This is a genomic window from Actinoplanes sp. NPDC048967, from assembly GCF_040649415.1.
Classification (GTDB): domain Bacteria; phylum Actinomycetota; class Actinomycetes; order Mycobacteriales; family Micromonosporaceae; genus Actinoplanes.
Genome location: NZ_JBEZFL010000005.1, coordinates 461,757 through 479,542, shown reverse-complemented (window position 1 = coordinate 479,542; position 17,786 = coordinate 461,757). Strand labels below are relative to the sequence as shown.

The following is a 17,786-nucleotide window of genomic DNA, read 5'->3' as shown; positions in this document are numbered from 1 at the left end:
GTGGACCTGCTGGCAAAGCGTCGTCCCGGCGCGGTAACCAGGTGACCTCGGATACCACGCTGGTAGTAGTCCGATCCGCCCGCCGCCGGACGACGCCGATCACCGCCCCGCTGAACCAGGCTGGCTCACATGATCGAGGTCCACGAACTCACCAAGCGGTACGGCGCCAAGACCGCCGTCGACAACCTCACCTTCACCGTCAAACCCGGCATCGTCACCGGCTTCCTGGGCCCCAACGGCGCCGGGAAGTCCACCACGATGCGGTTGATCCTGGGACTGGACCGGCCGACGTCGGGCACGGCCACGATCAACGGCCGCCCGTACGCGGAGCACACCGCGCCGCTGAAGCAGGTCGGGGCGCTGCTGGACGCCAAGGCCGTGCACACCGGGCGGTCCGCGTACCACCATCTGCTGGCCATGGCCGCGACCACCGGGGTGCCGCGCACCCGGGTCGACGAGGTGATCGACATCGTCGGTCTGCACGAGGTGGCCCGCAAGCGGGCCGGCGCCTTCTCACTCGGCATGGGTCAGCGGCTCGGCATCGCGTCGGCGCTGCTGGCCGACCCGGAGGTGCTGATCCTGGACGAGCCGGTGAACGGCCTCGACCCCGAAGGCATCCTCTGGATCCGGCACCTGATGCGGGGCCTGGCCGAGCAGGGCCGTACGGTTTTCGTCTCCTCGCACCTGATGAGCGAGATGGCGCTGACCGCCGAGCACCTGGTGGTCGTGGGTCGCGGCAAGCTGATCGCGGACGTCTCGGTGGCCGAGTTCATCGAGCAGGCCGCGCACGACTCGGTCCTGGTCCGCTCGCCGCGCGCGGTGGAGCTGCACGACCTGCTGGCCGGACCGGGCGTCACGGTGCTCAGCGTGGAGCGCGGCGCCTTCGAGGTGACCGGCCTGTCCGCCGCCAAGATCGGCGAACGCGCGGCCGATGCCGGAATCGCCCTGCACGAACTGACGGTGCAGCGGCCGTCGTTGGAAGAGGCGTTCATGGAGCTGACCCGGGACGCCGTCGAATACCAGACCGTAGGAGCAGCAGCATGAGCACCGCGACCCTGTCCCCCGAAGCTGCCCCGCTCGTCGCCGCGGCGGCGGTATCCAACCTCAAAGTGACGCAGGGCCGGGTGATCCGCTCGGAGTGGATCAAGTTCTGGTCGCTGCGCTCGACGCTGATCACGCTGGCCACCGCGGTCACGCTGCTGATCGGCATCGGCCTGCTCGCCTCATCGATGCTGAACTCCGGAGCGACCGGGCCGGGCCCGGAACCGGGAGAGCTCGGCCCGGTCGACGCGAGCCTGGCCGGCATCACGTTCGCCCAGCTGGCGTTCGGGACCCTGGGCGTGCTGTTCATGGCGAGCGAGTACAGCACCGGGATGATCCGGTCGTCGCTCACCGCCGTACCGAAAAGGTTGCCGGTCCTCTGGGCCAAGATCGCGGTCTTCGCGGTCGTGGTCCTCGTGATCGGCCTGGCGGCGTCGGCAGCCGCGTTCACCGGCGGTCAGGCCCTGATCGGCGACGGCGCGGCGTCCTGGTCCGACGCGGGTGTGGTGCGGGCGGTGGTCGGCTCCGCGGTGATCCTGGCCGGGTCGGGCGTGCTCGGCCTGGCCCTGGGAGCGCTGCTACGGTCCACACCGGCGGCCATCAGCACGCTGTTCGGGGCGATGTTCCTGCTCAGCGGGGTGGCGCAGCTGCTGTTGCCGGAGTCCTGGCGGGACAACGTCGTGCAGTATCTGCCGTCGGATGCGGGTAGCGCGTTCACGTCGGTCAGCCAGGGGGCGGATGCGCTGTCGCCCTGGGTGGGGCTCGGGGTGTTCGTGGCTTACGTCGCGGCTGTGGTGGTGGGTGGGGCTTGGCGGTTGAGGCGCTCCGATGCTTGATGGGCTTTCGGTTTCGCGTCGCGTGCTTTGCAAGGCCCGCGGACTTTCCAGGTGCTGATCCGCTCCCGACGGGAGTTAGCGGTAAGCCCGCTGGCCGCTGGGACCGGGTCGTCATGAACGAGCCTCTGATCTGGCCCTTCGGGAGTCAGTGGTCGTTCTGCCGCTCGCCGGGCCCGGTCGGGCGGACCTGGTCGGCGGGCCTGGTCGACGCCGGCCTGGTCGACGCCGGCCTGGTCGGCGGACCCGGTCGACGCACCCGGTCGACGCCGGCCCGGTCGACGCACCCGGTCGACGCCGGCCCGGTCGACGCCGGCCCGATCGACGCACCCGGTCGACGCCGGCCCGATCGACGCACCCGGTCGACGCCGGCCCGGTCGACGCACCCGGTTGGCGCCGGCCCACCGGGGCCGGGTCGGTGAATGTCCCGCTCGGCGCGGGGCGCGGTACCGAGCCGTGGGTTTACGCTCGGGCGATGGTTTTCGAGCAGCACGGACACACCCACCGCCTCGACTGGGTTGATCCGACCATCCGCGAATGGGACTGCACCGTCGTCTGGTCCGACCCGGCCGATCCGGACGCCGGGATCGTGCTCGACCGGTCCGCGTTCTACCCGGGCGGCGGCGGCCAGCCACCGGACCACGGCGTCCTCATCTGGCAGGGCGTGCAGACCCGGATCGTCGACACCCGCAAGGGCGACGAGCACTATTTGATCCCCGCCCCGGGCGACCCGATCCCACCCGCCGGCGCGACCGTACGCGGCGCGGTCGACGACGACCGGCGGACCACGCTGATGCGTACCCACTCCGGCCTGCACATTCTGTGCGGCACCGTTTTCCGTGACTTCGGCGCGCTGGTCACCGGCGGGAACATGCAGCCAGGCGAGGCCCGGATGGACTTCAACCTGCCCGAGGTGCCGCCGGGCTTCAAGCAAGCTCTGGAAGACGCCGTGAACGCGGAGATCGCCGCCGACCGCAAGATCGTCGCGCGTGTGCTGCCGCGGGACGAAGCGCTGGCGATCCCGGATCTCGTCCGCACGCAGGATGCGTTGCCACCGCTGGAGAACCCGCAGATCCGGGTGGTGGACATCGTCGGCCTGGACGTCCAGGCCGATGGCGGTACGCACGTGGCGTCCACAGCCCAGGTGGGCCGCGTCCAGGTGGTGAAGGTGGAGAGCAAGGGCCGGCAGAACCGCCGGGTCCGCATCAAGCTCGTCAGCTGATTCCCGCCTCCCGCCGCCGGCCGCTCGCCTCCGTCCAGTATCTCCGGCGGGAACGCGGGCCCGAGTTATCGGATCAAGGACGCAGATTTTCGCTGAACTATGAACGACGCGACAGTCGGCAACGCTATTGTCGAGCCTGGATAGACAACGGCCGAATATGAACCGGAGATTGCCTGCCGTGCGAACGGCAATCGGACGGCCGAAAAGGTGGCATCGAGTTCCTACGATCCACCCGACCGCAGCACCCTCGCTGCGGTCACCGTCCGAAAGGCAGTTCGTATGCCCTCTTCTGCCAGTCGTTTGGCGATCGCCGGAATCGCCGGCGTTGTCCTCGCAGCCAGCGCCGTGGTGCCCGCAGTGGCCGCCACGCCGCGCACCGTCGCCCCCGTGTCCGCCGTACCGTCGCTGGCCGCCAAGAAGGCCGCGACCACGAGCGCCAAGGAACGTAAGCGAGTCGACAGCGTCAAGACGCCCAAGCTGGGCTGGTACAAGTGTTATGACACGGCGGAATGCGCCACCGTGCGCCTGCCGCTCGATTACGACAAGCCCAAGGGTGCGACGACCGAAGTAGCGGTTCTGCGGGTCAAGGCCCGCGACCAGAAGCGCAAGATCGGCAGCCTGTTCCTGAACCCCGGTGGCCCCGGCGGCTCGGGCACGTCCATCGCGCTCAACGCGCCGCTGTTCCTGAGCGACTCGGTGCTCGACCGCTTCGACATCGTCGGCGTCGACCCGCGCGGCATCGCCAGCAGCGAGAACGTCAAGTGCTTCAAGTCCACGAAGGACCAGACTCAGGCGTACGCCGGCCTGAACGTCGCCTTCCCGTACGGCAAGGCCGAGGAGAAGGCGTACATCAAGTCCGCCAAGGCCGTGGCCAAGGCCTGCTCGACGACCGGCAAGAAGATCGCCGGGGCCATGTCGACCGCCGAGGTCGTCCGGGACATGGACGTGCTGCGCCGCGCCGTGGGTGACAAGAAGCTGACCTACCTGGGCTTCAGCTACGGCACCGCGATCGGCCAGTACTACGCCAACATGTTCCCGGACCGCTTCCGGGCGCTGGTCGTCGACGGTGTCATCGACCCGGTCTCGTGGACGGGCACCAGCAAGACGAAGAACCAAATCCAGGACGAGCGCATGCACTCGGCCGACGGCGCGTACAAGGCGCTGCGCGAGATCCTCAAGCGCTGCGACAAGGCCGGCGAGAAGTACTGCAGCTTCGCGGCCGGCGACCCGGTCAAGAACTTCGAGACGATCGCGCAGAAGCTGCGGGCGAAGCCGCTCGTCATCACCGACGAGTTCGGCACCTACACGATCACCTATGCCGACTTCGTGGGCGGCATCCTCAGCTCGCTCTACGACACCTACGCGGGTGACGTCGTGGCCGACCTCTCGTCGCAGTTGTGGACGCTGCTGGCCGCGCCCGCCGCGACCAGTGCCGACAAGGCCGTCGCAAAGAAGGCGGTCATCGAGCGGATCAGGGAAGCCCGCAACCGCAAGCCGGGTCGCGACTTCCCGTACTACAACGACTTCGAAGCCTTCAGTGGTGTGATGTGCACCGACGGCCTGCACCCGAAGGACGCGAACTCGTGGCCGGCGGCGACGGCCAAGGCCGACAAGCGCGCTCCGTACTTCGGTCGCGCGTGGGCCTGGGGCAGCGTGCAGTGTGCCCGTAACTCGTGGACCGTCCGCGACGAGGACGCCTACACCGGTCCGTTCAACCGTCGCTCGGCTGCGCCGGTGCTCGTTGTCGGCAGCTACTGGGACCCGGCCACGAACTACCAGGAGGCCGTCTCCTCCGCCAAGCTCCTGCCGAACAGCCGCCTGCTGTCCAGCACGAACTGGGGTCACACCGCGTACGGCACCTCGGCGTGCGCGACGACCGCGATCGACAACTACCTGCTCAAGGCCACGCTGCCCGCCAAGGGCAAGGTGTGCCAGGGCGACATCCAGCCGTTCACCGAGCCACTGGTGAGCCCGGACAAGCCGGAGGAGATGTCGACGATGCGCGCGGACCAGTCGAAGCAGCTGCCCCCGGTCGCCGACCTGATCCCGGCGTCGGTGCTCAACGGCACCAGGTAGTCCCGCAGCGGCGCTGCCGCCGGCTGTCGGCTCTTCGGAGCTGCCGGTCGGCTGGCAGCGCCGCTCTGCGGCCACCATCGCGGATCCCCTACCAGCTCGTCAGAAGCAGATGGTTGACCAGCAACGCCATCGCAGCCTGCACGATGAGCCAGCCCCGGCGACTCCGCGGAGGCAGCAGCACAGCGCCCGCGGCGAACCAGACCGCGAAGGGCAGCCAGATCCGCTCCACCTCGGCCTTGCTGAGCCCTGAGACGTCCGCAGCCAGAATGGCTACCAGCGCAGCGATCGGAAGCAGCCGCTCCGCGCTGACGGGTCGCGCCAGGACAGCACGCCGCAGGATCGGTGCCGCCGCCAGCCCGGCCGACGCCACCACCGCCGCGAGATTCGCCCAGACCCAGTAGCCGTACGCGCGGTGGCTCGCCACGCCTTGGTAGTACCGCTCCACCACGAGCTGGTAGCCGTCCCACCACCAGAAACCGGATGCGGTGAAGGCGGTGATGACCACGCCACCGCCCAGCGCCGCGAAGACGAGCGGTCGCCAACGCCGGGTCAGGAAGACGACAGCCAGCACGATCGGCGCAAGCAGCGTGAGTCCGTACGAGAGATAGAGCGCGAAGGCGAGCAGAACGCCACCGAAGAAGGCGGCCACCGGCGCGCGCCGGGTCAGCCCCCGCGCCAGCAGCATCACTGCCACCGCAGCCAGCCCGGCGAACAGACCGTCGGCGGACGCGCCCACCCACACCGCTCCCGGGAACAGCACGGCGAACGGCACAGCGGCCCGGGCGGCTTCCGTGGCATCCGAAGCGTTCCCGCCGCCCAGCAGTCGAACTGTCTCGGGCACCGCCACCGCTGCCGCCGCACCGACCAGCACACAAGCCATGGCTGCCCATCCCCCGCCACCGAGACCGACGCGGTCCAGGCCGACGAAGACGAGAAGAGCGCCCGGCGGGTGCCCCGACACATGGGTGGTCCAGGAATCCGGCTGGAAGTCGAGAATCCGAGCGGCGAACCCTCGCAGCATCGCCGGCACGTCGGTGACACCGGGCACCTCGTGCAGATACTCCGGCTGCGTGGTGAGGCGACCCGCGAGTCCTCGCTGCCAGCCGTCGACGAGAGCCAGGCTCAACGTCCAGACGACCGCTGTGCCGTAGCCCGCGACAAGCAGGGACCGCCACGACAGGCGCGTGGCCAACGCCTGCCCGTGCCAGATGACAAGGCCCGCGATCAGCAGGGCCAACGGCGTCCCCGGGCCGATGTGCGGCACCCATTGGGCGTAGAACGGCGCTGCACTGGCCTGCACCGGATGGCCCGCCAGATAGAGCAGGCCTCCCACCAGGGCTGCGACGCCGATCAACGCCAGGGCCACCAGAGCCGCCACGATGTCCGCCCGTGACGAGCCGGACAGGCGCGCCCGGGCCCGGGACGACCGGATCCGCTGCAGGGTTGTCACGCCCGCAGCTCCGCCGCGGCGAAGTCAGCCATGCCGGTAGGAAGGTCGATCTCGGCCGAGAAGCCGAGCTCCTTGGCCGCCCGTTCTGGGGAGGCGACCACGTGGCGAACGTCGCCGAGGCGGAACTCACCGGTCACCACCGGCGCGGGACCGGCCATCACGTCGGACAGGGCCTGCGCCATGTCACCGACCGTCGCCGGGCGTCCCGAAGCGATGTTGTAGGCCGAGAAGGCGGACGTCCCGGTCGCTTCGAGAGCCGCCACATTGGCCCGGGCCACATCGGTCACGTGCACGAAGTCACGGCGCTGGCGGCCGTCCTCGAAGACTCGCGGTGCCCGGCCCGCCTCCAGCGCGGAGCGGAAGATCGCCGCAACTCCGCTGTAGGGAGTGTCGCGGGGCATCCCCGGTCCGTAGACGTTGTGATAGCGCAGGGCGACCACTGAACCACCGCTCTGCCGCGCCCATGCTGCCGACAGGTGCTCCTGGGCGAGTTTGGTTGCCGCGTACACACTGCGTGGCTCGAGTCCTGCGTCCTCGCTGGTGGTGGTCGAGACGAGCGGAGTCCGGCACACGGGGCACGGCGGTTCGAACTGGCCGGCCTCGAGTTCCGCGGCGGTTCGGGCCGGTGGGCGTTGGGGGCCGTGGTCCGGGCATGCGTACGAGCCCTCGCCGTAGACGACCATGGAGCTGGCCAGCACGAGGCGACGCACCTGGGTGCGGGCCATCTCAGCGAGCAGCACGGCCGTGGCCAGGTCGTTGCTGCCGACGTAGTCCGGGAGGTCCGCGAGATCCACGCCCATGCCGACCATGGCGGCTTGATGCACGACGACGTCGACGCCCCGAAGCGCGGCGGCCACGGCATCACGGTCACGAAGATCGGCGATCTGGACCGTGGCGCCCGCGACGGTCGCCGGCAAGGGCTCCCGGTGCGCCGCCGGGTGGCCGTTGTCGAGGATCGCCACGGAATGCCCCGCCGCGAGCAGCGCAGCGGTCACGTGGGTTCCGATGAAGCCGGCGCCGCCGGTCACAAGCACATGGGTCACGGCGGCCACGTTAGGCCTCGGCGGCGGGATGCGGGATGGTTCGGCGGGAGGCGTCAGCGGTTCGTAAGAACTGTCCTCGACGTCATTATCTTGTAAGGGTTTCCGCAGCTCTTCCCCCGATAGCTTGCGGACATGACCGATGTGGTGCTGCCCTGCCTGAACGAGGCTCCCGCCCTGCCGTGGCTGCTCACGCGGCTGCCCCCGGGCTACCGTGCGATCGTCGCCGACAACGGCTCGACGGACGGGTCGGCGGACGTCGCACGCGCCCACGGTGCCGAGGTGGTGTCCGTCCCCGAGCCGGGTTACGGCGCCGCCGTGCACGCCGGGCTCCTGGCGGCGGATCCGGACGACGGTGTCGTCTGCGTGCTGGATGCCGACGGGTCGTTCGATCCCGCGGTCCTTCCCCGGCTGGCCGATCCCGTCCGCGCGGGTGCGGCGGAGCTCGTCGTCGGGCGACGGCGGCCGACGACCCGCAACGCGTGGCCGGTGCACGCCCGGCTCGGCAACGCGGTGCTGTCTCAGCGTCTGCGCCGCACCACCGGGCTGACGGTGCACGACATCGGGCCGATCCGTGCCGCGCGCAAGTCTGACCTGCTGGCGCTCGGGTTGCGCGACCGCCGTTTCGGCTACCCGCTAGAGCTGCTGATCGCGGCCGGCAAGGCCGGCTGGCGGGTCACCGAGGTCGACGTCGCCTACCACCCGCGCACCGCCGGCACCCGTTCCAAGGTCACCGGGACGGTGCGGGGCACCGCTCGGGCGATCCGCGACATGAGTGCGGTGCTGGCCCGATGACCCGGATCCTCGTGCTGGCAAAGACACCCGTTCCGGGCCGGGTGAAGACGCGGCTCTGCCCACCCTGGACACTCGAGCAAGCCGCCGTGGTCGCCGGCGCTGCGCTGCACGACACCCTCGAGACGGTGGGCGCGGGCGTCCTGGTGGTGGACGGCGGCCATCCCGCACCGGCCGGCTGGGACAGGATCGCCCAGCGTGGTGATCAGCTCCCGTCCCGGCTGGCCAACGCGTTCGCCGACGTCGGAGCGGGTCCCGTGGTGCTGATCGGCATGGACACCCCGCAGGTGACGCGCGCCCTTCTCGCCCAGGCCGCGGCCCGGCTCGCCGATGCGGACGCCGTTCTGGGACTGGCCGAGGACGGCGGCTGGTGGGCTCTCGGGCTGCGTGATCCCGCCCATGCCGAAATACTCCGCACGATCCCCACCTCGCTGTCGGACACGGGCTCACGCACCTTCCGAGCGCTGCAGGATTCAGGTTTGCGGGTCAGTTCGCTGCCGGTTCTCCGCGACGTCGACACAGTTGCGGATGCTCGGGCGGTCGCCGACCTGTGCCCGGCCGACAGCCAGTTCAGGCGTGTCGTGACCGCTCTCGATGCGGAAGTGCCGGTATGACCACCGCGACGATCAACCCTCTCGGGATCCTCGATGTCTACGAGGAGGCACTGCGCCGGGCCGAGGCGGGCGAGAACGCCGAACTCGTCCTGCGGAGCCCGTACGGCTCCGAGCGGGTCATCGATGCCGCCTCCTGGTGCCGTGCCCGGATCCCGGGTGATTCCGGGCTGCTCAGGCGCTGTTCCGGCCCGACGCTCGACATCGGATGTGGTCCCGGTCGGCTCATCAACGCCTTGAACCGCTGGGGTTGTCCCGCTCTCGGTGTCGACATCAGCGCTACCGCTGTTCGCATCGCTCGGGCCCGGGGAGCGACTGTGCTGCGGCGTGACGTCTTCGGGCAGTTGCCGGGGCACGGCCGCTGGCGGCATCTCCTGCTGGCCGACGGCAACATCGGCATCGGGGGCGACCCGGTGGCGCTGTTGCGTCGCTGCCGCGAACTGCTCGGCTCCGACGGGCGCCTGCACGCCGAGCTATCGGCCGCGGGCACCCGCAGCTGGGCCGGCGCGGCGAGCATCCGCGCCGCGGGCGATCCGGCTGTCGCGACGTTCCGGTGGGCGGAGGTGGCGCCGGAGGATCTGGCTGATCTTGCTGAAATGTCGGCTCTGCGGGTGACCGAGACCTGGAAGGAGGCAGGGCGGTGGTTCGCGACGCTCACCCCGGCATGACCACTTCACCGGCTCGACGCAACCGGCTGCCCAACCTACTCCGGCAGCCGCTCCCTCAACCTCCCGAAGCATTGCGTCTCGGGCCGCTGAGGGAGGGTGCATTTCCCTCGACGCTGAGGTCGACACGACTGACGAGTCAGCTCGGGCTTGCCCTCGCGGTCGCTTTCACCATCTGCTTCCTGACCGGGCTGACCAGTCACTTCATCCAGCACCCACCGTCCTGGTTCTGGTGGCCGTCGCGCCCCGCGGGCCTCTACCGATTTACCCAGGGGCTGCACGTCATCACAGGTTTGGCCTCGATCCCGCTGCTCGGCGCGAAGCTCTGGTCGGTCTACCCACGCCTCTTCGAATGGCCACCGGCGCGGAGCATCGTGCACGCCATCGAGCGCGCAAGCATCGCCTTGCTGGTCGCGTCGGCCCTGTTCCAGCTGATCGGTGGCGTTCTCAACATCGCCCGCTGGTACGGTCCCCTGCCGTTCTACTTCACGACCGGCCACTACTGGGTGGCGTGGCTGACCGTCGGCGCGCTACTGGTGCACGTCGGCGTCAAGCTTCCAGTGGTCCGCGAGGCATTCGTCCGGCCCGCTCCGGAAGAACCCGGTCGAGGGCTCAGCAGGCGTGGACTGCTCGGCACCGTCGGAGCCGCAGCCGGCGTGATCACTCTCGCTACGGCGGGACAGACCATCACCCCGTTGGCGCCGGTCTCAGTGCTCGCGCCACGACGGTCCACCTCCGGACCTCAGCGCCTTCCGGTCAACAAGACGGCAGCCGGCGCTGGTGTGCGTGATCGAGCACTCGACCCGGCTTATCGCTTGACCATCGCGGGTCCGACCGGCGAAATCGCCCTCTCCTTGGACGGCCTGGCCGCGCTGGAACAGCACACAGTCGTGCTGCCGATCGCATGCGTCGAGGGCTGGAGCGCGACGGGCACCTGGACGGGCGTACGGCTCCAGGATCTGATCGTCCTTGCCGGCGGTGATCCGGAAACGGCGTCCGCCGAGGTCGAATCACTGGAGCAGGGCGGGCGATACCGAACGTCGACCGTCGCATCTCCGCACGTACGGGACCGCTGGACGTTGATTGCGCTTCGGCTCAACGGCGCACCACTGGATCTCGACCACGGCTATCCGGCGAGGCTCATCGCACCGAACAGGCCCGGCGTCCTGCAGACCAAGTGGGTCGCCCGGATCACCGTTCAGGAGGCGTCGTGAGGGGCACGCTGATCGCAGTGGGCGCGATCGTGATGGGGTACGCGGTGCTGGGCGCCGCCACCGACCCGGACCTCAAGCCCGGCGGCGTCCTGCTGTTCCTGGCCGCGGTTCTCATAGGGCACGATGCAGTGCTCCTGCCGGCGACGATCGCGGGCGGGGCAATCATCGGGCGCTTCGCTCCTCGCCGGTTCCTGCCCGGCATCCGAGCGGCAGCGATCGTCAGCATCGCCGTCGGTGTGGTGGCACTTCCTCTCGTGCTCGGCTACGGCCGCTCGGGCGACAATCCGTCGGTCCTACCGCTCGCATATGGTCGCGGCCTGCTTCTGGTCCTCGCCGTGACCTGGGCTGCCGCGCTTGTGTCGACCGGACTCGTGCGCCACCGCGCCGGTACCACCAAGGGTGACCGTCCGAGGCCCGCTCAAGCCCCGCGTGCGCCATCACGCCAACCGGCCGCCAGCCCCGGAGCCCGCAGCACAAGCATGCGCACGCCATCGTCCGTGCCGGCCGAAGAACCAAGCACGCCGCCGTCCGTGCCGGCCGAAGAACCAAGCACGCCGCCGTCCGTGCCGGCCGAAGAACCAAGCACGCCATCGTCCGAGCCGACCAAAGAACCAAGCACGCCATCGTCCGAGCCAGCCAAAGAACCAAGCACGCCGCCGTCCGAGCCAGCCAAAGAATCAAGCAAGCCATTCCAGCTGGCCGAAGACCGGCGGCATCCAGCCGAAGATCCGCAACCGTCATCACCTCAGCCGTCCGAAGGACAGCAGTGACTGACTCCCACCGCAAGCCACCGCGCCTCACGTCCGGCCGGCCGCGGCCACGGCACGGCATCACGCCCGGCTCCCACTCCCAACCGGCTCAACCAGGCCGGATCCGCCGAGAACCGGCACCCCGCGGCAACACCGTAAGAGTATTGCAAGGTCTCTCAGCCCCGCGTATGGGTAGCGTCGCAGCCGTGAGCCACCGCGTACTCGTCGTCGATGACGACCCGACCGTCAGCGACGTCGTCCGCCGCTACCTTGAGCAGGAGGGCTGCCAGGTCCGACTTGTTGGTGACGGCCTGGCCGCCCTCGCCGCTGTGTCGTCCGAGATGCCCGACATCGTCGTCCTCGACCTGATGATGCCCGGCATCGACGGTCTGGAGGTCTGCCGGCGCCTGCGCCGCGACGCACCCGAGCTACCCGTCGTCATGCTCACCGCGTTGGGCGAGGAGTCGGACCGCGTGCTGGGGCTCGAGGTCGGCGCCGACGACTACGTCACCAAGCCGTTCTCGCCCCGTGAGCTCGTGCTGCGGATCCGCTCGGTGCTGCGCCGGACGGTGGCACCCGTCGCTCCGCCCGCCTCGGCCACTGTCGTCGACGGAGACCTGACCGCCGACACCGGGCGCCGGATCGCTCGCCTCGGTGGTGAAGTGCTTCCGCTGACCACCCGGGAGTTCGATCTCCTGGAGTTCCTGATGCGCCATCCGGCTCGGGCCTGGTCGCGGGCCGAGTTGCTCGACAAGGTGTGGGGCTGGCAGTTCGGCGACCACTCGACGGTGACGGTTCACGTGCGGCGGTTGCGGGAGAAGATCGAGGCCGACCCGGCATCTCCGCGGCGCATCCTCACCGCCTGGGGTGTCGGCTACCGCTACGAACGGGTGTCCGGCAGTGTCTGATCTCCTTCTCATCGGCCTCTATGCCCTGGCCGCCGGCGCCGTCGTCGGAGTGGTCGGCGAGATCGCTCTGCGGCTGCTGCGGAAGCGGTCGATCATCCTGCACGTCTGCGTGCTGCTGACGATCACCGTCGCTTCTGTCGTGGCCGGCGTCGCCGCTGTTGCCCGGGCCATGTTCCTCTCCGCTCATGACCTTCAAGTCGTACTGATCACCGTGGCAGCATCGGCCGCGGTGAGCCTCGGTGTCGGCGCCACCTTCGGCCGCCGGCTCGCTACGGCCTCGGTCTGGGCCACCCAGGCCCGCGAGCGGGAACGGCAGCTGGAAGCCGGTCGGCGCGACCTGGTGGCCTGGGTCTCGCACGACCTGCGCACTCCGCTCGCCGGGCTGCGGGCGATGGCCGAGGCCCTCGAGGACAACGTCGTCGGCGACCCGGCGACCGTGGCGGAGTATCACCGGCGGATCCGCATCGAGACCGACCGGATGGCCTATCTCGTCGATGACCTGTTCGAGCTGTCGCGCATCAACGCCGGCGCACTGCGGCTCGCGCTGTCCAGCGTGCCGCTCGGTGACGTCGTCTCCGATGCCATCGCCACCACCGCACCTCTCGCCCGGATGCGAGGAGTGCGGATCCTGGCCCGCGAGTCCGGCTGGCCGATCGTGACGGCCGGTGAGCCGGAGCTGAGCCGCGTCGTGGCCAATCTCCTGGTCAACTCCGTGCGATACACCCCTCCGGACGGCACCGTGGTGGTCGACGCGGGAGCCGAGCGTGGTGAGGTCTGGCTGGCTGTGTCGGACACCTGCGGTGGCATCCCCGAGGCCGACCTGCCCCGGGTCTTCGACGTTGCATTCCGTGGCGAACGCGCCCGGACGCCGCGACCGCAGGATCACGGTCCAGGCAACTCGGCGGCCGGCGGTGGTCTCGGCTTGGCGATCGTCCGGGGACTGGTCGAAGCGCACGGTGGACACGTCGGCGTACGCAACACCGTCGACGGCTGTCGGTTCGAAGTACGGATACCTGCGAGTAGCCTGGGCAGCCGGACCTAGACCGGGGGGAACAGGTGAGCCGGCTGCGTCGGCGCTGCGAGCGCCGCCTCGAGAACATTGCCATTCCGAATCCGTTCGATCTGGACATTTTCTGCGCTGCCATGGCCACTTATCGGGGACGTCCGCTCACTTTGCGACCGATGGCCGGGCTCAGCGCGGGTCTGCCGTGCGGCTTGTGGATCTCCGTTGAGAGCGCGGATTACGTGTTCTACGACCCGGAGACCTCGCAGCTGCACGCCGAGCACATCGTTTTGCATGAGCTGAGTCACATGCTCAGCGGCCACACCACCGGCGTCAACGCCAGCTCGGACGGCAAAGGCAGCGGTGGGATGGGCGGCGGAGGCAACAGCGGCGGGATCGGCCGGTTGGTGCCCGACCTCGACCCCCGGACAATCAACACGATCCTCGGCCGCGTCAGCTACACCACCACCCAGGAGCGCGAGGCCGAGATGCTGGCTTCGTTGATCCGGGCCCGCTCGGCCTTCGGCGCAGCAAACGGTCGCCCGTCCGGGGACACGCTCGGCCGGGTTGCCGACGTCCTGAAGTTCTCGTCTTGAACGGCGCCCTCACCGGCATCGTGCTCGTGCTGCTGTGGGGCACGGTCGTCGCTCGCCTGCCCGCCGTCTGGCGCGACGCCCAGCAACGGGCAATGTGGGCGACGTTGTTCTCGCTCTCGCTGGCCAAGACGGTGGCGACGCCCGGAGTCAACGCGACGGTCAGCGAGTGGATTCCGCAATCACAGGTCATCCCCCATGTTCTCGGCGTCCTCGCCGCGTTCTTCCTGCTGCGCTTCGTCTCCCTGATCACCGACTACGACGCGAAGCACCCGTACGCGGCGCGCTATCAACAGCTGCTGGCCGCCTCGGTGCTGGTCGCGCTCATCATCTTGATCAGCGTCACACCCGGTGGCATCAAGACCAGAGCGAGCGAGCTTTGGGATACGGACATACCGCCGACGGCAGCGGCCTACTGGATGGTGCTGAACGGATATCTGGGCGCAGTCCTCGCCATCACCACGGCATTGTTCTGGCGGACCAGTCGCTCCGCCTCAGCCGCCCTGCTGCGCAACGGGCTACGCGCGATGGCGCTCGGCACCTTCCTCGTCGCCGTCTACGCAGCGGTCAAAACCGGGGCCATAGTGGCGCACAGCCTCGGCGCCCGGATGCCGATCGAACGAGCCGAGCCCGCGGCCAACGCCCTCCGCACGATCGGCACCATCATCTGTCTCATCGGTGTGACCGTGCCGGCGAGCGGCAAGCTGCGCTCCGTCTTCCACGCCTACCGCTCACTCTGGGCGTTGCGTCCACTGTGGGGGGTCATGCGCCAGACCTTCCCCGACGTCATCCTCTTCCCCCGGCGACGGGCGCTGCTCGAATTGGCCGGGGTGGACGAGGTTCAGCTGCGCCTCTACCGGCGGGTGATCGAGATCCGGGACGGCATGCTGACGCTGCGCGACTACCTGCCGGCGGGTGCGCTCGATGAGGCGCGGAAGTACGTCGGTGACCGTCCGGCACTGGTGGAGGCGTGCGGTATCGCCCTCGCCCTGCGACTGCACCAGAGCGGGGCGCCGCCGATCGAGAACGGTGACCGGTGGGCGGACATCGGTGGGGAGATCGCCGATGAGGTGGCCTGGCTCAGTGCCGTGAGCGCCGCCTTCCGCCGCGACGAGCCAGCAGCCTTCGCCGCCCGCCGGCCCGCGCCCGCCGCCCCTTGAACCGGAGCCCAGCTCGCCAGCGATCACGCTGCTGACCAGCAAGGAGAGGACCTTCTGAAAGTGCCAGCCGGCTGACATGGGCCGGGACCCGCGCTGGCTGCTGCTGGCCGTCATGGTCAACAGCGTCGAGGCCGTCCCGGTGCATGGGTCCGGCACGGCAACTACGAGGGATCAGCGGCCGTGGCCCGATGCTCTTGGCGACCCCCCGAAGACGAGCTGCGGCCCAAGGACCAAGAAACGACAGCCTGACCAGCAGGCGCTCAAGCGTCAGGCTTGCCCCGGTCGCGTTCCAGCTCCCACACCTTGCGCACCAGCTCCCCGATCGTGTCGCGACTGCTCGGTGACACGTCCGCCGCGCGCAGCGCGATCTCCTTCACCTTGGCGTCGCGCAGAGTGCCGAGCAGAGCCAGCTGACTGTCGATCTTCCGGGCCTCGCCATCGTCCAGGAAGTACGCCATCGGCACGCCGAAGTAGGTCGCCAGGCCCTTGAGGTGCTGGACGGTCGGGTTGGTGCGGCGTCCGGTGCGGAGCTGCCAGATGTACGTGTGCGAGATCTGGATGCCCTGCTGCGCCCGGATGGCCTCGGCCACCGCCATGTAGCTGGCCTCGCCCTGGCCTGCGGACCTGACCTGGGTGAAGAGGCGGTCCAGTTTTTCGGCGATGGAGAACTCGCTGGACACCGCACTCCCCTCGTCGCCGGGCCAAGATGGGACATGCGGATCATACCGACGAAAACCGGTCGCTGCATCGACGCCCATGAGCAGCCGAGGCTGCACATCCCCCGATGTTGGGGCATCGCTGAACGACCGTAAACTCAGATTGATGACGCTCGGCCGAGCCTAAACGATGCAACCCGCCTGCTCAACCCGCCGGTATCCTTTTCACCGTGACGGACATTGTGGAGAGTCCAGAAGTATCGACCTTGCTCGATGAGTTGACCCAGTTGACCGGCCGCGAGGATCCGTACCCCCGTTATCGGCGACTCCGCGAGATCTCCCCCGTCGTGCGCGCCGACGACGGCGCGCTCGTTGTCACCCGGCACGCCGACTGCATCGCGGTCACCCGCGATCCGCGGCTCGGGCACATGCCGTCGCACATGCTCGAGTTCGTCCGGGCCGACTGGGCCGATCACCCCGCACTGCACCAGCTCTTCACGAGCATCCTGGCGATCAACCCGCCGGACCACACCCGGCTGCGCCGGCTGGTCAGTTCCTCTTTCACCGCCCGCCGGGTCCAGGCTCTGCAACCGCGGATCACCGAGATGGTCGAGGATCTTCTGGTACGCATGAACGGCGACGTCGACTTCATCGATGCGTTCGCGTTCCCGCTGCCGGTCAACGTCATCGGCGAGCTGCTCGGCATCCCCGAGGAGGACCGCGCGCAGTTCCAGGGGCTGGTCCGGGACTGGACCCAGGTGCTCGAAGTGATCACGCCCGAAGTGCTGGCCACGGCGGACCCGGCAGCCGCCACCATCCGGGCCTATCTCGCCGGGCTCGCCGCCGAGCGCCGCCGCAAACCAGGTGACGACCTGATCAGTGCGCTGGTGGCAGCCGAGGAGGACGGCGAGAAGCTCACCGAGGACGAGCTGCTCACGATGGCGGCGCTGCTGTTCGCGGCCGGCTTCGAGACGACCACCAACCTGCTGGCCAACAGCGTGGTCGCCCTGCTGCGCAACCCCGCCCAGCTCGAACTGCTGCGCGGGGAGCCCGGACTGGCGGCATCAGCGGTCGAGGAGCTGCTGCGCTTCGACACCCCGGTGCAGCTGCTGAGCCGGGTGGCCTGGGACGACGTGGAAATCGCGGGCGTGCCGGTGTCAGGCGGCGAACGGATCGTGGCCTACCTGGGGGCGGGCAACCGCGACCCGGAACGCTTCACCGATCCGGACCGGCTGGACCTTCGCCGCCCGGACAACGCACCGCTGTCCTTCGGCGGCGGCATCCACTACTGCCTCGGCGCGCCCCTGGCCCGTCTGGAAGCGCAGATCGCCATCCCGGCGTTGCTGGCCCGCTTCCCGCAGCTCGCCCTCGCCGGCGATCCCGGCCGGCGCGACAGCCTGGCGATCCGCGGCTACACCAACCTGCCGATCTCCGTCGGCTGAGCACGCCACCAACCAGCCGGGAACGCCGGGCGGTCCAGCAACGGGCGGGGCCGGGATCAGCGACGGAAGCTCAACACTCGCGGCGGAACGAGGACCGGCGAGGCCTGCCTCACCGAGCCGGGAAGACTCACCGGGCCGGAGGCCGGGATCAGCGACGTGCACTCAACTCACGCTGCGGAGACCGGGTGGGCTGACCACGTTGTAGGGGCCGGCGGCGCCAACGAGGAGCAGCTCCCGGCAAAGCGAGAACCGGCAAGGCCAGGCCACCGAGCCGGGAAGACCCACCGGGCCAGCAACGGGCCGGAGGCCGGGATCAGCGACGGATGCTCGA

The 17,786-nt window shown here is 69.5% G+C and carries 17 protein-coding genes; 14 read left to right on the top strand and 3 right to left on the bottom strand.

The window, feature by feature from the left end; all coding sequences use genetic code 11:
- The first annotated feature begins 129 nt into the window (after positions 1-129).
- The 4 genes from AB0C12_RS23975 (at position 130) to AB0C12_RS23960 (ending at position 5,172) form a co-directional block, all read left to right on the top strand.
- Complete coding sequence (locus tag AB0C12_RS23975; RefSeq protein ID WP_360551410.1) at positions 130-1,044, top strand: ATP-binding cassette domain-containing protein; 915 nt, start codon at positions 130-132, stop codon at positions 1,042-1,044.
- Entirely contained in the window at positions 1,041-1,877 is an 837-nt protein-coding gene (locus tag AB0C12_RS23970; RefSeq protein ID WP_360551408.1) for an ABC transporter permease, read from the top strand. Before AB0C12_RS23975 ends, AB0C12_RS23970 begins: the two co-directional genes overlap by 4 nt.
- A 472-nt stretch (positions 1,878-2,349) precedes the next feature.
- Positions 2,350-3,096: an alanyl-tRNA editing protein gene (locus AB0C12_RS23965; protein WP_360551406.1), complete on the top strand. Its 747-nt coding sequence runs from the start codon at positions 2,350-2,352 to the stop codon at positions 3,094-3,096.
- 387 nt (positions 3,097-3,483) lie between these two features.
- The gene (locus AB0C12_RS23960; RefSeq protein WP_360551404.1) at positions 3,484-5,172 is read left to right on the top strand and encodes an alpha/beta hydrolase; all 1,689 of its coding nucleotides are present in this window, start codon (positions 3,484-3,486) and stop codon (positions 5,170-5,172) included.
- A gap of 88 nt (positions 5,173-5,260) precedes the next feature.
- Here AB0C12_RS23960 and AB0C12_RS23955 read toward each other — a convergent pair whose 3' ends face one another.
- Complete coding sequence (locus tag AB0C12_RS23955) at positions 5,261-6,532, bottom strand: hypothetical protein (RefSeq protein WP_360551959.1); 1,272 nt, start codon at positions 6,530-6,532, stop codon at positions 5,261-5,263.
- Positions 6,533-6,618: 86 nt separating this feature from the next.
- A complete protein-coding gene (locus AB0C12_RS23950; RefSeq protein WP_360551402.1) occupies positions 6,619-7,665 on the bottom strand; it encodes an NAD-dependent epimerase/dehydratase family protein in 1,047 nt (348 codons plus the stop codon).
- A gap of 132 nt (positions 7,666-7,797) precedes the next feature.
- On the opposite strand from AB0C12_RS23950, the gene AB0C12_RS23945 reads away from it, so the two are divergent.
- From AB0C12_RS23945 to AB0C12_RS23905, 9 genes are all read left to right on the top strand, one after another.
- The gene (locus AB0C12_RS23945; protein WP_360551400.1) at positions 7,798-8,457 is read left to right on the top strand and encodes a glycosyltransferase family 2 protein; all 660 of its coding nucleotides are present in this window, start codon (positions 7,798-7,800) and stop codon (positions 8,455-8,457) included.
- Positions 8,454-9,068: a DUF2064 domain-containing protein gene (locus tag AB0C12_RS23940; RefSeq protein ID WP_360551398.1), complete on the top strand. Its 615-nt coding sequence runs from the start codon at positions 8,454-8,456 to the stop codon at positions 9,066-9,068. Before AB0C12_RS23945 ends, AB0C12_RS23940 begins: the two co-directional genes overlap by 4 nt.
- Positions 9,065-9,733 (top strand): class I SAM-dependent methyltransferase, encoded by a 669-nt coding sequence (locus AB0C12_RS23935; RefSeq protein ID WP_360551396.1) that lies wholly within the window; start codon positions 9,065-9,067, stop codon positions 9,731-9,733. The genes AB0C12_RS23940 and AB0C12_RS23935 overlap by 4 nt, the downstream gene beginning before the upstream one ends.
- Positions 9,706-10,944, top strand: coding sequence for a molybdopterin-dependent oxidoreductase (locus AB0C12_RS23930; RefSeq protein WP_360551394.1), 1,239 nt, complete (start codon positions 9,706-9,708; stop codon positions 10,942-10,944). Before AB0C12_RS23935 ends, AB0C12_RS23930 begins: the two co-directional genes overlap by 28 nt.
- The gene (locus tag AB0C12_RS23925; protein ID WP_360551392.1) at positions 10,941-11,714 is read left to right on the top strand and encodes a hypothetical protein; all 774 of its coding nucleotides are present in this window, start codon (positions 10,941-10,943) and stop codon (positions 11,712-11,714) included. The genes AB0C12_RS23930 and AB0C12_RS23925 overlap by 4 nt, the downstream gene beginning before the upstream one ends.
- 167 nt (positions 11,715-11,881) lie before the next feature.
- Complete coding sequence (locus tag AB0C12_RS23920; protein ID WP_360551390.1) at positions 11,882-12,601, top strand: response regulator transcription factor; 720 nt, start codon at positions 11,882-11,884, stop codon at positions 12,599-12,601.
- Entirely contained in the window at positions 12,594-13,643 is a 1,050-nt protein-coding gene (locus AB0C12_RS23915) for a HAMP domain-containing sensor histidine kinase (protein ID WP_360551388.1), read from the top strand. The genes AB0C12_RS23920 and AB0C12_RS23915 overlap by 8 nt, the downstream gene beginning before the upstream one ends.
- 14 nt (positions 13,644-13,657) lie before the next feature.
- On the top strand, positions 13,658-14,200 hold the full coding sequence (locus tag AB0C12_RS23910; protein ID WP_360551386.1) for a hypothetical protein: 543 nt from the start codon (positions 13,658-13,660) through the stop codon (positions 14,198-14,200).
- Positions 14,197-15,357 (top strand): MAB_1171c family putative transporter, encoded by a 1,161-nt coding sequence (locus AB0C12_RS23905; protein ID WP_360551384.1) that lies wholly within the window; start codon positions 14,197-14,199, stop codon positions 15,355-15,357. The genes AB0C12_RS23910 and AB0C12_RS23905 overlap by 4 nt, the downstream gene beginning before the upstream one ends.
- Before the next feature lie 260 nt (positions 15,358-15,617).
- Here the strand turns inward: AB0C12_RS23905 and AB0C12_RS23900 are convergent, their stop codons facing one another.
- The gene (locus AB0C12_RS23900) at positions 15,618-16,037 is read right to left on the bottom strand and encodes a helix-turn-helix domain-containing protein (protein ID WP_360551382.1); all 420 of its coding nucleotides are present in this window, start codon (positions 16,035-16,037) and stop codon (positions 15,618-15,620) included.
- A 215-nt stretch (positions 16,038-16,252) separates the two neighbouring features.
- On the opposite strand from AB0C12_RS23900, the gene AB0C12_RS23895 reads away from it, so the two are divergent.
- On the top strand, positions 16,253-17,455 hold the full coding sequence (locus AB0C12_RS23895) for a cytochrome P450 (protein ID WP_360551957.1): 1,203 nt from the start codon (positions 16,253-16,255) through the stop codon (positions 17,453-17,455).
- The last annotated feature ends 331 nt before the right edge of the window (positions 17,456-17,786 follow it).

Bases quoted from the DNA above. Each gene is read 5' to 3' on its own strand.
- AB0C12_RS23970 (WP_360551408.1), top strand. From the start codon at position 1,041: ATGAGCACCGCGACCCTGTCCCCCGAAGCTGCCCCGCTCGTCGCCGCG.
- AB0C12_RS23940 (WP_360551398.1), top strand. From the start codon at position 8,454: ATGACCCGGATCCTCGTGCTGGCAAAGACACCCGTTCCGGGCCGGGTG.
- AB0C12_RS23935 (WP_360551396.1), top strand. From the start codon at position 9,065: ATGACCACCGCGACGATCAACCCTCTCGGGATCCTCGATGTCTACGAG.
- AB0C12_RS23965 (WP_360551406.1), top strand. From the start codon at position 2,350: ATGGTTTTCGAGCAGCACGGACACACCCACCGCCTCGACTGGGTTGAT.
- AB0C12_RS23975 (WP_360551410.1), top strand. From the start codon at position 130: ATGATCGAGGTCCACGAACTCACCAAGCGGTACGGCGCCAAGACCGCC.
- AB0C12_RS23945 (WP_360551400.1), top strand. From the start codon at position 7,798: ATGACCGATGTGGTGCTGCCCTGCCTGAACGAGGCTCCCGCCCTGCCG.
- AB0C12_RS23920 (WP_360551390.1), top strand. From the start codon at position 11,882: ATGGGTAGCGTCGCAGCCGTGAGCCACCGCGTACTCGTCGTCGATGAC.